Here is a 13,357-nt window from a genome sequence, read left to right on the forward strand (position 1 = left end):
CCACTGCCAGGCAACCTCTAGTTGAAGGAGCAGCACCATGAGCGCATCCCTACGTAGCGTTGACGGCCAGGACGAAGCAACCATTTTGCGTGAGATCCAGAGCGCCTTGCGCGATCTGCGTTTTGGCGCAGTGGAAATCACCGTGCACAACGCCCAGGTGGTCCAGATCGAACGCAAAGAGAAATTCCGGTTGCAGAACCCAAGCAACAAACCGAGCTGAATCAAAGATCAAAGATCGCAGCCTGCGGCAGCTCCTGGGGGGCTTTGTGTAGGAGCTGCCGAAGGCTGCGATCTTTGGCAGGCAACCCCGATTCCAGACCATAAAAAGCCAACACAATCAGAATTCCCAGGAGCTTTCACCATGTCGTCGATTCGTCATTTCGCTTTGGCCGCCCTGGCCAGTGCCCTTTTTGCGGGTTCCGCGGTTGCCAAGGATTACGAACTGCTTAACGTGTCGTACGACCCGACTCGCGAGCTGTATCAGGACTACAACGCCGAATTCGTCAAGTTCTGGCAGAAAGACCACGCCGGCGACAGCGTGAAAATCCAGCAGTCCCACGGTGGTTCGGGCAAGCAAGGTCGGGCAGTGATCGACGGTCTGCGTGCCGACGTGGTGACCCTGGCCCTGGCCGGTGACATCGACGAAATCGCCAAACTCGGCAAGACCCTGCCAGCGGATTGGCAGAAGCGTCTGCCGCAAGCGAGTACGCCTTACACCTCGACCATCGTGTTCCTGGTGCGCAAGGGCAACCCTAAAGGCATCAAGGACTGGGGCGACCTGACCAAGAACGGCGTGGAAGTCATCACCCCAAACCCGAAAACTTCCGGCGGCGCACGCTGGAACTTCCTCGCGGCGTGGGCCTATGGCCTGAAAGCCAATGGCGGTAACGAAGCGAAAGCCAAGGAATACGTGCAAACCCTGTTCAAACACGTTCCTGTGCTGGACACCGGTGCCCGCGGTTCGACCATTACCTTCGTCAACAACGGTCAGGGCGACGTGTTGCTGGCCTGGGAAAACGAAGCCTTCCTGGCCCTGAAAGAAGACGGTGGCGCTGACAAGTTCGACATTGTCGTGCCTTCGCTGTCGATCCTCGCCGAACCTCCGGTCGCCGTGGTCGACAAGAACGCCGAGAAAAAGGGCAACGCCGAGATCGCCGAAGCGTACCTCAAGCACCTGTACAGCCCGGCCGGCCAGGAAATCGCGGCAAAAAACTTCTATCGTCCACGTGACAAGGATGTTGCCGCCAAGTACGCCAAACAGTTCCCGACACTGGACCTGGTGACCATCGACAAGGACTTCGGCGGCTGGAAAACCGCTCAACCGAAATTCTTCAACGACGGTGGCGTGTTCGACCAGATTTATCAGGCGCAATAACCTGAAATAGATATGCCAACGGTCAGTTAGGGGGGGCAACTTGTGGGAGCGAGCCTGCTCGCGATGACGGCGGTACATTCAACATCAATGTTGGCTGACCAGGCGCTATCGCGAGCAGGCTCGCTCCCACAGGGGTTGCAGTGTTCAGTCCTTGACTGCCAGGCATAAGCCAACGGCCCCGATCTTGTTGTCGGGGCTTAGCGCGTTATCAACCAAGGACTTTTATGTCGCGTCGTATCTCCCCCGTCATACCCGGCTTCGGGCTGACGCTGGGCTACACCTTGGTGTACCTCAGCCTGATTGTGCTCATTCCACTGGCGGCGATGTTCGTGCATGCCGCTCAACTCACCTGGGACCAGTTCTGGGCAATTATCTCGGCGCCACGGGTGCTGGCGGCGTTGAAGCTCAGCTTCGGCACCGCGCTCTATGCCGCGATCATCAACGGCATCATCGGCACGCTGCTGGCCTGGGTGCTGGTGCGCTATACCTTCCCTGGACGCAAAGTCATCGATGCGATGATCGACTTACCCTTCGCATTGCCCACCGCCGTGGCCGGTATCGCGCTGACTGCGCTATACGCGCCCAATGGTTGGGTGGGTCAGTTTGCAGCGGACCTGGGTTTCAAGATCGCGTATACCCCCCTCGGCATCACCCTTGCCCTCACTTTTGTGACACTTCCATTCGTAGTACGTACCGTACAGCCAGTATTGGCCGATATCCCGCGTGAAGTGGAAGAAGCGGCGGCATGCCTGGGTGCAAAACCGTTGCAGGTTTTCCGCCATATTCTGGTGCCCGCGCTGTTGCCAGCCTGGCTGACCGGTTTCGCGTTGGCCTTTGCCCGCGGGGTCGGCGAGTACGGTTCGGTGATTTTCATTGCTGGCAACATGCCGATGAAAACCGAGATTTTGCCGTTGCTGATCATGGTCAAACTCGACCAGTACGATTACACCGGCGCCACGTCCATTGGTGTACTGATGCTGGTGGTTTCCTTCGTCCTGTTGCTGCTGATCAACTTGCTGCAACGACGCATCGAAACCCCATAAGGAGGCGCAGAAATGTCCCAATCGTCTATTGCTGCTGCTTCCTCGAACGCCGCCCGCCGTGGCAGTGCTTCATCGCGGCGAATCCTGATCGGCCTTGGCTGGCTGGTGTTCACCCTGTTCCTGTTGCTGCCCCTGGTGATCGTGGTGTCTCAGGGCCTGAAGCTCGGAATCGGTGCGTTCTTCACCGCGATCTTCGAACCCGACGCTTTGTCGGCCCTGAAACTCACGGTGATCGCCGTGCTGATTTCGGTGCCGCTTAACCTGGTGTTTGGCGTCAGCGCTGCATGGTGCGTGAGCAAGTACTCGTTCCGTGGCAAAAGTATGCTGGTCACGCTGATCGACCTGCCGTTCTCGGTTTCGCCAGTGATCGCCGGTCTGGTCTATGTGTTGATGTTCGGCGCCCAGGGCCTGTTCGGGCCGTGGCTGCAGGATCACGACATCCAGATCGTCTTCGCCTTGCCGGGTATCGTACTGGCGACGATCTTCGTCACCGTGCCGTTCGTGGCGCGCGAGCTGATTCCGCTGATGCAGGAACAAGGCACACAGGAAGAAGAGGCCGCGCGCCTGCTCGGCGCCAATGGCTGGCAGATGTTCTGGCACGTCACCGTTCCTAACATCAAATGGGGTCTGATCTACGGCGTGGTGCTGTGTACGGCGCGGGCCATGGGTGAGTTCGGTGCGGTGTCGGTGGTTTCTGGGCACATTCGCGGGGTGACCAACACCCTGCCGCTGCACGTCGAGATCCTCTACAACGAATACAACCACGTGGCCGCGTTCGCTGTGGCGAGCCTGTTGCTGATCCTGGCGCTCTTCATCCTGCTGCTCAAGCAGTGGAGCGAAAACCGTATTAACCGCCTGCGCGCCAGCGCCGCGGAGGAATAAGTCATGTCGATTGAAGTGCGTAACGTCAGCAAGAATTTTCACGCGTTCAAGGCGCTGGACAACATCAGCCTGGACATTCAAAGCGGCGAACTCGTGGCGCTGCTTGGCCCCTCGGGTTGCGGTAAAACCACGCTGCTGCGGATCATCGCCGGTCTGGAAACCCCGGATCAGGGCAACATCGTGTTCCACGGTGAAGACGTCTCCGGCCACGATGTGCGTGATCGCAACGTCGGTTTCGTGTTCCAGCACTACGCGCTGTTCCGCCACATGACCGTGTTCGACAACGTCGCGTTCGGCCTGCGCATGAAGCCGAAAAACCAGCGCCCGAGCGAAAGCCAGATCGCGGTGAAAGTCCACGAGCTGCTGAACATGGTGCAACTGGATTGGCTGTCGGATCGCTACCCGGAACAACTCTCTGGCGGTCAGCGCCAGCGTATTGCCTTGGCTCGTGCCTTGGCGGTGGAACCGAAGGTCCTGCTGCTCGACGAACCCTTCGGCGCCCTTGATGCCAAGGTCCGTAAAGAACTGCGTCGCTGGTTGGCACGCCTGCACGAGGACATCAACCTGACCTCGGTGTTCGTGACCCACGACCAGGAAGAAGCGATGGAAGTCGCCGACCGCATCGTGGTGATGAACAAGGGCGTGATCGAGCAGATCGGCTCACCGGGCGACGTCTACGAAAACCCGGCCAGCGATTTCGTTTATCACTTCCTGGGTGACTCGAACCGGTTGCATCTGGGTGACGACAACCATGTGCTGTTCCGTCCTCACGAAGTGTCGCTGTCGCGTCATGAGCTGGAGGATCACCACGCCGCCGAGGTGCGGGATATTCGCCCGTTGGGCGCGACGACACGGGTGACGCTGAAGGTCGAAGGCCAGAGCGAATTGATCGAAGCTGAAGTGGTGAAAGATCACGACAGCCTGATCGGGTTGGCGAAGGGCGAGACGCTGTTCTTCAAGCCGAAGGTCTGGCAGAAACTCGCCAACCTCTAAAGCAAAAAGCATCGCCAGCAGGCTGGCTCCCACATTGGATCTGTGATCGACACAAATACCCTGTGGGAGCCAGCCTGCTGGCGATTGCGGTCTAAACCGCCGCGCGATTCGGATTGACCCGCACGCCCCCAACCCGCGCCTCGATCTGCTCTTTCAGCTCCCGCCGCAACCCCAGCAAAAACGCCAGCTCAACCACCACAAACAACGGCCCGACAATCAACCCCGTCACATCATCGACGAACGCCGGTTTGCGTCCTTCGTAGTGATGACCGACAAACTGAATCGCCCAACCCACCACAAACATCCCGATGCCGCTTGCCAGCCAGATCAGCGTGCTTTGCTGCGCAAGAACCTGACCTGCCCAAATGCACAGGCCGAGCAACACGGTCATCAACACCCCGAGGCGCAATTCCAGGCGCAAGTAAAACCACGCCGACGCCAGCGCAATCAGCACCGCCGGTGAAACCCAGCCTCCGACCCATTGGGGTCGCGAGAGCAACACCGCAACCGCCACCACAATGAGCGGAATACCGATAAAGTGGCTGGCAATATTGCGCGGGTCACGGTGGTAGGCGGCGTATTGACTGAGATGGTCGACGAGGCTTTTCATTGTTGTTCCTCCTGTTGGGTGATGGATCATGCCCCGGGTCCACATTTTGCTCTGTCAGGCAGGCGACAATCTCCAGGAGTTTTCATGGACATGCAGGTTTGGCGTTCGCGGCTGGACAAAGGGCAGTGGTTCAGCCATTTACCTGTTCCTTTACAGGATAGTCTGCTGGCCGCCGCCAGGGTGCGGCGGTTGTCGCCAGGCCAGCGGCTGTTCAAACGCGGCGATCCACCATGCGGGCTGTACGCGGTAATCGAAGGTTCGGTGCGCATCGGCGCAGTGAGCGAGCAGGGCAAGGAGGCGCTGTTGAGCCTGGTGGAGTCGCCCCACTGGTTCGGCGAAATCTGTCTGTTTGATAGTCAGCCGCGCACTCATGATGCGTTCGGTCTGGGTCATTGCGTCCTGTTGCACATCCCGCAAACCGTGCTGCTGAGGTTGCTTGATGAGCAACCGGCGTACTGGCGGCAACTGGCGTTGCTGATGAGCCAGAAACTGCGCCTGACCTTCATCAATCTCGAACAGCTGAGCCTGATGCCAACCGCCGCTCGACTGGCTCATCGCTTGCTGATGATCGCCGAGGGTTACGGCGAAATCGACCCGCCGCGACGGGTGTTGCAACTGCCCCAGGAACAATTGGCGTCGATGCTCTCGCTGTCGCGCCAGACCACCAACCAGATTCTCAAGGACTTGCAGGGGCAGGGGATTGTGAATCTCAGGTACGGCGAGATCGAGATTCTGGATGCACAACGGTTGCGAATGTTGGCGATTATCTGAAACCCGGCATTAGGGGTGGGCTTTGGACGCGAAGGCGCCTAGCCTGTGATGACGACAATCGAGGTGTGCCATGCGAGTGCTGTTAGTAGAAGACGAACCGGAGACCGCCAAACTCCTGGCTAAAGGTCTGAACGAGGCAAGTTACTCAGTCGATGTGGCAGTCAACGGTATGGATGGCCGCCGTTTCATCGAGTCTGGCGAATACGAGCTGATCATCCTCGACGTGATGCTGCCCGGGCTCAATGGCTGGCAGTTGCTGCAGCAGATCCGCAAGCTCGGTGACACGCCGGTGCTGTTCCTGACCACCAGGGACGGCATTGAGGATCGCCTGCGCGATCTGGAGTTGCATGAGGATGATTACCTGCTCAAGCCATTTGCCGTGAGTGAACTGGTGAAGCGGGTGCGCAAGTTGTTGCGGCGGGATCGGGGGCGCTGAGACCGGTTCCGATCAATCAATGAGCTAGACTTCGACTTGTTTATGCATTAAATACAATGCAAATAGGTAATTTCAGTAAATATGCACTGTATATGATGCAGGTGGGTGAGATGGAAAACCTCGGCGAACTGATCAGGTTGCTGCGCAAAGAACGAAAGATGTCTCAACAAGACCTGGCCAAGCAGTACGGCATGAGCCGTTCCACGATTTCGGGTATCGAGAACAACACTATTTCCGAAATTGGCCTGCGCAAGGTTGAAGCGATCCTCAATGGCTTCGGGTACGAACTGACGGCCATGCCGCGGCGGTCGACGCGTCCTACGCTGGACACCCTCAAAAAGGTGAACTTCCATGGATGAGCAGCAGGAAAAGGACAGGCTGCACATCAGTGTTTCCGGCACAACGGTCGGAACCCTGGGCCGTGGTCAGTCTCGCGTTGATTCAGTGTTTGCCTACGCCGAAGACGCGCTGGAAGAAAACGCGGTCTCGTTGACCATGCCCGCTCGCCTCGAGAGCTACACGTGGGAGCGAGGTGTACCGCCGGTTTTTGAAATGAATCTACCGGAAGGTTCTCTGCGCGATGAATTGACTCGTCGCTTCAGCAAGGCGATTCGAGGGTTTGACGACTTCGCGATGTTGGCGATCGTCGGCCCGCACCAGCTTGGGCGAGTGGGGATTAAAAACGCGCAAGAGGCGAGTTACCGGCTACCAGAAACCAGCCTTGCGGATCTGCTGGTTCATGACGGTGCGCAAGGTTTGTTCGAAGACTTGCTACACACTTATGGCCAATATTCGGGCGTTTCCGGTGTGCAGCCGAAGGTGCTTATCCGTGACAGTGCAACAACTGTCGATCGATTGACCCATCGAGGAGCAACGCATCTGGTCAAATCGTTTCGGCCAGATGAATACCCGGAACTTGCTGCCAACGAATACTTCTGCATGAGGGCTGCGCTGCATTCGGGTCTTGAAGTGCCGGTTTTCGAACTGAGCGATCACGGTAAATTTCTGGTCGTCGAACGTTTCGATCTGAATGAAAGAGGTTATCTGGGCTTTGAGGATTTCTGCGTGCTCAATGCCTGGCCTTCGAAGGCCAAATACGATGGTTCGTACGAAGGTGCCGCGAGGCAGATCAAGGAGTTTGTCTCCCCGCCATTGCTCAATGACGCCCTGGAATCTTTTTTCAAAATAGTGGCGTTGTCGTCCGCTCTGAAGAATGGCGATGCTCACCTCAAGAACTTCGGTGTGCTGTACGAACATTGCGGGGCTGATGCGCAAATCAGACTGGCTCCGGCCTATGACATCGTCACGACTTCGGTCTACATCAAGGCAGACAGTATGGCGTTGCTGTTAGGCGGATCAAAGGCGTGGCCCAAATACAAAATGCTGATGCGTTTTGGTCGGTCGGCTTGCAACCTGACCGAGGGACGGTGCAATGAACTGCTGCAGCAAGTCGCTCATGGAATGGATGTCGCGAAGGCGGAAATGGTTGATTACATCAGGGGAAATGGCGCCTTTGCCAGGGTTGGCGAAGCGATGATCGAGCAGTGGGAATCAGGTGTAGTCCGCAGCTTGGTCAAAAGCTGATCACCGCAACCCATCCCGAAACTGCCCCGGTGTCATCCCGGTCCAGCGCTTGAACGCGCGGCTGAAGCTGCTCGTGTCGGCAAATCCCAGCAGATAGCTGATCTCGCTCAATGAGCATTGCGGATCGCGCAAATGCAGCAGCGCCAGGTTCTCGCGACTCTCGTTGAGCAGCGTATCGAACCTGCAACCTTCGTCCGCCAGATGCCGTTGCAGGCTGCGCAAACTCAGGTGCAGGGCTTGGGCGATGTGTTCGGCGCTGGGCTCGCCTTCAGGCAATTGCTCCTCAATGGCGTCGCGAACCTTGCGTTCCCAGGTCAGGGGTTTGAGTTGGGCGAGGGTGCGTTTGAGCACGGTTTCGTTGTGCTCGGCCAGTTCCGGGTTGGCGTCGTCCAGGTGGCTGTCGAAGTCCACGACGGCGAATTCCAGTCGGTCTTCATCGGCGGCGAAGTACACCGGTGAGCGGAAGACTTTGTGCCATTGATGCGGGTCCGCCGGTTCCGGACGCCGCAGGTACACCGCCAGCGGGGCGTAATCGCGGCCCAGGCGGTTGCGGCAGGTGCGTACGTAAATCGCCGTGAAGGCGTCGATGGCTTCGAAGGCCGGGGCCGGATTGCCTGGCGGGATTTTCAGGCGGAAACGGTAGCGGTCTTCGGCGCGAGTCAGTTCCAGGTCCAGGGCATCGCTGACCACCTGGTGATAACGCACGATGCGCTCGAACACTTCTCGCAGACTGCCGCTGGCTACCAGCGCATAACCGAGTGCGTGAAACGTGGTGGGGCTGACGAAGCGCGATACCCGCAAACCAATCGCCGGGTCGCCGCTGACTTGCACCGCGATTTCCCACAGGCGCGTGGTACCGGACAACGGGTAACGGGCGTTCGGGTCGTCCATCAGTTGCGGGTCGAGCCCCGCCTGTTGGCACAGGGCAGTGCTGTCGAGGCCCAGCGCATCGAGTTGCTTGCGCAGGGCGCGGGTCCAGCTGGCGAGGGAGGTCGGTTCAGTCATGCTGATTGGCGCTTCCGGTCAACAGGTTGGCGTTCACGGCTACCGCTTTGCGAGGGCTCACAAGGCAGGATGCGAACATCAATAACCAGAGGATGGAAGCATGCATGGTACTTCTGCAAGTCCCCAGCGACTGAATGTTGCTCAGCGATCAGCGCATATTCGCCAAGTGGTGCTGGCCAAGGGGGTCGAACTGCGTCAGCGCTACCCGATTCTCAACCATCAGGACGCCTTGGGCGCGGGCATTCTGGCCTTCGCGCTGGTCGGCATGATGGGCTCGGCGACGCTCTACATGACCGGGCACATGGCATGGTGGGCATGCCTGTTGCTCAATGCATTTTTTGCCTCGTTGACCCACGAGCTGGAACACGACCTGATTCATAGCATGTACTTCCGCAAACAGCGCGTGCCGCACAACCTGATGATGGGACTGGTGTGGCTGGCGCGGCCGAGTACGATCAATCCGTGGATTCGTCGGCATCTGCACCTCAATCATCACAAAGTCTCCGGCACAGAATCCGACATGGAAGAGCGCGCCATTACCAACGGCGAACCTTGGGGTTTTGCGCGGCTGTTGATGGTCGGCGACAACGTGATGTCGGCGTTCATTCGTATGCTGCGGGCCAGGACCTGGGCGCATAAATTCAGCATCATCAAACGTTTTCTGAGGGTTTACGCACCGCTGGCGTTGGCGCATTGGGGAGCCTGGTACGTGTTCCTCGGTTTTCACACCGCCAACGGCATTGCGCATCTGCTAGGGGCGCCCATCCAATGGTCGGCGACTACTTTGGCGGTGATGCAGGTGATCGATATCGCTGCCGTGGTGATCATCGGCCCGAACGTGTTGCGTACCTTTTGCCTGCATTTCGTCAGCTCGAACATGCACTACTACGGTGACGTGGAGCCGGGCAATGTGATCCAGCAGACCCAGGTGCTGAACCCGTGGTGGATGTGGCCGTTGCAGGCGTTCTGCTTCAACTTCGGCAGCACGCACGGGATTCATCATTTTGTGGTGAAGGAACCGTTTTACATCCGTCAGATGACCGTGTCGGTGGCGCATAAAGTGATGCGCGAGATGGGCGTGCGGTTCAATGATTTCGGGACGTTTGGGCGTGCGAATCGATTTGTGCGCAAGGAAGCAACAGAGGCGCAGGAGGTGTGTGCCGCTCAGGCTTGATCGATGTGTCCGGAAACTCAAAACGGCAAAGGCGCCCGTCATCAATCTGACCCAAAAGGGCGGTACGTTATGACGCAAGCAGGGTGCTTGGTGGTTACAGTATTGTTGATTGTTATATGTGTTTTGGATCTAACAAAGTAATTAAATATTCCTTTATTAGATAACCATTTCAGCCAATCATCGCGCTATCAAATGTTGAGTTTCCGGGGCCGTCTCCTTGGCAGGGTGCGGTCCCTTTTTTTTGTCCTCAGTAAAGTGATCGTTCCCACGCTCCTGCGTGGGAATGCAGCCCGGGACGCTCTGCGTCCCATCTAGAGCCGAACGCGGAGCGTCCGTTGAGGCATTCCCACGCGGAGCATGGGAACGATCAGTGAAGAGTTAATATTCCATATAGGTCTTAATAAATAGCTTCTTATTCCTTAACGGATATAACTCTCCTCCCTATACTTGCTCAGGAACAGACACGCAGCAGGAGAGTTCCCCCATGCGCAACGAATCAATTCGCTACCTGATTGTGCCGGGCTGGCAAGGATCGCCAGAAGATCATTGGCAAAGCCATTGGCAGAACAGCCTGCCGAATAGCGCGCGGGTGGAACAGGCCGACTGGCTGACGCCGCGTCGTGAAGACTGGGTCGCGGCACTGGCTGAGGCGATTGCCGCCGACAGCACCCCGGTGATCCTGATCGCCCATAGCCTGGGTTGCATCACTGTCGCGCATTGGGCCGCCACGGCGCCCGTGCAGTATTTGCGTCAGGTTCGCGGCGCCTTGCTGGTCGCCCCGGCGGACGTCGAGCGTGCGGCCTGCGCACCGGCCCTGCGCAATTTCGCACCGATTCCAACCCACCTGCTGCCGTTCCCGAGTCAGGTTGTCAGCTCCGACAACGACAGCGCCGTCAGCACGCCGCGTGCGATGGAGCTGGCGCGCAACTGGGGTGCCGAGGCGGGGATTTTGTCGGGTGCCGGGCACATCAATGTGAAGTCCGGTCACCAACGCTGGGAGCAGGGTTTTGCTTATCTCTATCGCTTGCAAAACCGAATGGAACACCACGCTTTGCGCCGCGCTTGAACCTTTTCTTTTTTGCTTTTGTTTTTTAAATACGCCCACCGTCTCCCGGCGGTTTAGGGCGGGAGTCTGTCATGAGTTTTGAAGCCTTCGGTCAGCCATTGCTGACTTTCCCCGACGCCGAAAAAAGTCCCCTGAGCATTCGCGCCAAGGCGCTGGTGTTTGTCGATCCGCGTTCCCGTCAGTTACGCCAGGAGCTGGAGCTATTGGCGCCGCGCTCGATCTCGGTGTTGATCCGTGGCGAAACCGGCAGCGGCAAGGAGTTGCTCGCGCGGCACATCCATCGTGCGAGTGATCGTGGCGGGTTGTTTGTCTCGGTCAACTGCGGCGCGATCAGTCCGACCTACGCCGATGCGGAATTGTTCGGTTATGCCGCTGGCAGTTACAGCGGTTCGGCCAGCAGTCGCGCGGGCTGGTTCGGTTCTGCCAACGGCGGGACGCTCTACCTGGATGAGATCGGCGACTTGCCGCTGCCGATCCAGATCAAATTGCTCGCGGCGCTGGAAAACCACGAAGTCACCCGTGTCGGCGCTCACCAACCCAGCCCGGTGGACGTACGCCTGGTGGCGGCTACCAGCATCGACCTGGCCCAAGCGGTGGCCGCCGGAAAATTCCATGAGCGGCTCTATCACTACCTCAGCGAAGGCCAGCTTGAACTGCCAGCCTTGCGTGAACGAGTGGGCGATATTCTGTCGCTGTCCGAATATTTCCTCGGCATCTATAGCCAGCGCCTGGACCTGCCAGTGCCGCTGATCAGCGAAGCCGCGCAGCATCTGTTAGAGCAACACAGTTGGCCGGGCAACACCCGGGAGCTGGAAAACGTCATTCACTTTGCGTTGCTGGTCAGCACCGGCGATGAGATTTTGCCCGAGCATTTGAATCTGCCTGAAGCGCCGGCGTCATTGGTGCAGATTGAGCGGCAACTGAAGCAAATCCTCGGCAATGGTTCCATCGCAGAGAAAGAAGCCTTGAAACAACTCCTCAAAAACACCGCGCTCTTGTAGGAGCAAGGCTTGCCCGCGATAGCGTTCTCCAGACAGACCGCGTCGCCAGAATCGCGAGCAAGCTTTGCTCCTACGGGTAGATGCGTGAGTTAGAGCTGTATGAACAAAATGGAATATGAAAGTGAATAAAAGATATTGTTCGGGAATAAAAAATCCCGGTATCGTCCGCGTCACGCCAGCGATAGCACTTCACTGGCACCTGTACTAAACAAGCCGTCGTCGATGACGACCGTGATTTTCGATAAGGACACTGCATGAAAAAGGTTCTGTTGTTCACCGCATTGGCGGCTGCCCTGACCGCGGGCCTGGCCCAGGCTGGCGAGAAACTGGTGGTGGCGGCGACCCCGGTTCCACACGCCGAGATTCTGGAACTGATCAAGCCAACCCTCGCCAAAGAAGGCGTGGACCTGGAAATCAAAGTCTTCACCGACTACGTTCAGCCGAACGTACAGGTCGACCAGAAGCGTCTGGATGCCAACTACTTCCAGACCCTGCCGTACCTGAAAAGCTTCAACGAAGGCAAAGGCACCAACCTGGTGACCGTGATCGGCGTGCACGTCGAACCCTTTGGCGGCTACTCGAAGAAAGTCAAAACCCTGGCTGAGCTGAAAGACGGCGCAACCATCGCGATCCCGAACGAAGGCAGCAACAGCGGCCGCGCCCTGATCTTGCTGCAGAAAGCTGGCCTGATCGAGTTGAAAGACCCGAAAAACGCCTTGGCCACCCCGAAAGACATCGCCAAGAACCCCCACAACTTCAAGTTCAAGGAACTGGAATCGGCCATGCTGCCGCGTGTTCTGGACCAGGTCGACCTGGACATGATCAATACCAACTACGCGCTGGAAGCAGGTCTGAACCCGGCTAAAGACGCGCTGGTGATCGAAGGTGCAGATTCGCCTTACGTGAACTTCCTGGTGGCTCGTCCGGACAACAAGGACAGCGCTGCGATCCAGAAACTGGCCAAAGCGTTGACCAGCCCGGAAGTGAAAGCATTCATCGAGAAGAAGTACAGCGGCGCGGTATTGCCGGCGTTCTGATTCGACGCAGCATCAAACCCTTCAAGGTTTCAAACGCCGACGGCTGACACAGCGTCGGCGTTTTTTTGTTTGAGGACGGAAATTTTCGAGCATTGGTCTGGCTTTAGAACCACCCCTCACCCCAGCCCTCTCCCCACGGGGGAGAGGGGGAAAGGGAGCCGATCTTTGTGCTTTTCAAAGCCTGAGTTCGACCCGGAATTGCAGGTCGCAGAATTTCGAACAAACACATCGGTCAGTCCCCTCGCCCCTTGGGAGAGAGTTAGGGTTGGGGGAGGTTCTAATTACCCCCGCGTATTCAACGCCCTGCGCAACGCCATCAACAACTTCACGATGTCCTGCGGATCCAGCCGCTGTGGCATTTTTACGTCAGCCATTTTTCT

The 13,357-nt window shown here is 57.9% G+C and carries 15 protein-coding genes; 13 read left to right on the forward strand and 2 right to left on the reverse strand.

The genetic code is table 11. From position 1 onward, the window contains the following. Positions 1-37 precede the first annotated feature (37 nt). The 5 genes from oscA to IB252_RS18020 all read left to right on the forward strand — a co-directional run bounded on the left by oscA (position 38) and on the right by IB252_RS18020 (position 4,293). Entirely contained in the window at positions 38-220 is a 183-nt protein-coding gene (gene oscA / locus IB252_RS18000) for a sulfur starvation response protein OscA (RefSeq protein WP_007945260.1), read from the forward strand. A 141-nt stretch (positions 221-361) separates the two neighbouring features. Beyond that, positions 362-1,375, forward strand: coding sequence for a sulfate ABC transporter substrate-binding protein (locus IB252_RS18005; protein WP_192409785.1), 1,014 nt, complete (start codon positions 362-364; stop codon positions 1,373-1,375). A 224-nt stretch (positions 1,376-1,599) separates the two neighbouring features. Then, the gene (gene cysT / locus IB252_RS18010) at positions 1,600-2,418 is read left to right on the forward strand and encodes a sulfate ABC transporter permease subunit CysT (protein WP_007899634.1); all 819 of its coding nucleotides are present in this window, start codon (positions 1,600-1,602) and stop codon (positions 2,416-2,418) included. 12 nt (positions 2,419-2,430) lie between these two features. Then, positions 2,431-3,300, forward strand: coding sequence for a sulfate ABC transporter permease subunit CysW (gene cysW / locus IB252_RS18015; protein ID WP_111449511.1), 870 nt, complete (start codon positions 2,431-2,433; stop codon positions 3,298-3,300). Positions 3,301-3,303: 3 nt separating this feature from the next. Then, entirely contained in the window at positions 3,304-4,293 is a 990-nt protein-coding gene (locus IB252_RS18020) for a sulfate/molybdate ABC transporter ATP-binding protein (protein ID WP_102616212.1), read from the forward strand. Positions 4,294-4,384: 91 nt separating this feature from the next. On the opposite strand, the gene IB252_RS18025 is transcribed toward IB252_RS18020, so the two are convergent. Continuing rightward, positions 4,385-4,903: a DUF962 domain-containing protein gene (locus tag IB252_RS18025; RefSeq protein WP_192409786.1), complete on the reverse strand. Its 519-nt coding sequence runs from the start codon at positions 4,901-4,903 to the stop codon at positions 4,385-4,387. 84 nt (positions 4,904-4,987) lie between these two features. Here IB252_RS18025 and IB252_RS18030 point away from each other — a divergent pair, with 84 nt between their 5' ends. The 4 genes from IB252_RS18030 (at position 4,988) to IB252_RS18045 (ending at position 7,694) form a co-directional block, all read left to right on the forward strand. Beyond that, positions 4,988-5,674: a Crp/Fnr family transcriptional regulator gene (locus tag IB252_RS18030; RefSeq protein WP_192409787.1), complete on the forward strand. Its 687-nt coding sequence runs from the start codon at positions 4,988-4,990 to the stop codon at positions 5,672-5,674. Positions 5,675-5,744: 70 nt separating this feature from the next. Beyond that, a complete protein-coding gene (locus IB252_RS18035; RefSeq protein ID WP_111449508.1) occupies positions 5,745-6,110 on the forward strand; it encodes a response regulator in 366 nt (121 codons plus the stop codon). 110 nt (positions 6,111-6,220) lie between these two features. Further along, a complete protein-coding gene (locus IB252_RS18040) occupies positions 6,221-6,469 on the forward strand; it encodes a helix-turn-helix domain-containing protein (RefSeq protein ID WP_192409788.1) in 249 nt (82 codons plus the stop codon). Then, complete coding sequence (locus tag IB252_RS18045) at positions 6,462-7,694, forward strand: type II toxin-antitoxin system HipA family toxin (protein ID WP_192409789.1); 1,233 nt, start codon at positions 6,462-6,464, stop codon at positions 7,692-7,694. The genes IB252_RS18040 and IB252_RS18045 overlap by 8 nt, the downstream gene beginning before the upstream one ends. Here the strand turns inward: IB252_RS18045 and IB252_RS18050 are convergent, their stop codons facing one another. Then, positions 7,695-8,699, reverse strand: coding sequence for an AraC family transcriptional regulator (locus tag IB252_RS18050; protein WP_046052273.1), 1,005 nt, complete (start codon positions 8,697-8,699; stop codon positions 7,695-7,697). It lies immediately after the preceding gene. A 100-nt stretch (positions 8,700-8,799) separates the two neighbouring features. Here IB252_RS18050 and IB252_RS18055 point away from each other — a divergent pair, with 100 nt between their 5' ends. The 4 genes from IB252_RS18055 (at position 8,800) to IB252_RS18070 (ending at position 12,977) form a co-directional block, all read left to right on the forward strand. Continuing rightward, complete coding sequence (locus tag IB252_RS18055; RefSeq protein WP_192409790.1) at positions 8,800-9,873, forward strand: fatty acid desaturase; 1,074 nt, start codon at positions 8,800-8,802, stop codon at positions 9,871-9,873. Positions 9,874-10,357: 484 nt separating this feature from the next. Continuing rightward, positions 10,358-10,939 carry an alpha/beta hydrolase gene (locus IB252_RS18060; protein ID WP_192409791.1) on the forward strand — a complete coding sequence of 194 codons (582 nt, stop codon included), beginning with the start codon at positions 10,358-10,360 and terminating at the stop codon, positions 10,937-10,939. Between the two features lie 71 nt (positions 10,940-11,010). Further along, entirely contained in the window at positions 11,011-11,940 is a 930-nt protein-coding gene (locus tag IB252_RS18065; RefSeq protein ID WP_192409792.1) for a sigma 54-interacting transcriptional regulator, read from the forward strand. Positions 11,941-12,194: 254 nt separating this feature from the next. After that, positions 12,195-12,977, forward strand: coding sequence for a MetQ/NlpA family ABC transporter substrate-binding protein (locus IB252_RS18070; protein ID WP_034148439.1), 783 nt, complete (start codon positions 12,195-12,197; stop codon positions 12,975-12,977). Positions 12,978-13,357: the final 380 nt, after the last annotated feature.

The organism is Pseudomonas sp. PDM10 (assembly GCF_014852295.1).
Classification (GTDB): Bacteria; Pseudomonadota; Gammaproteobacteria; order Pseudomonadales; family Pseudomonadaceae; genus Aquipseudomonas.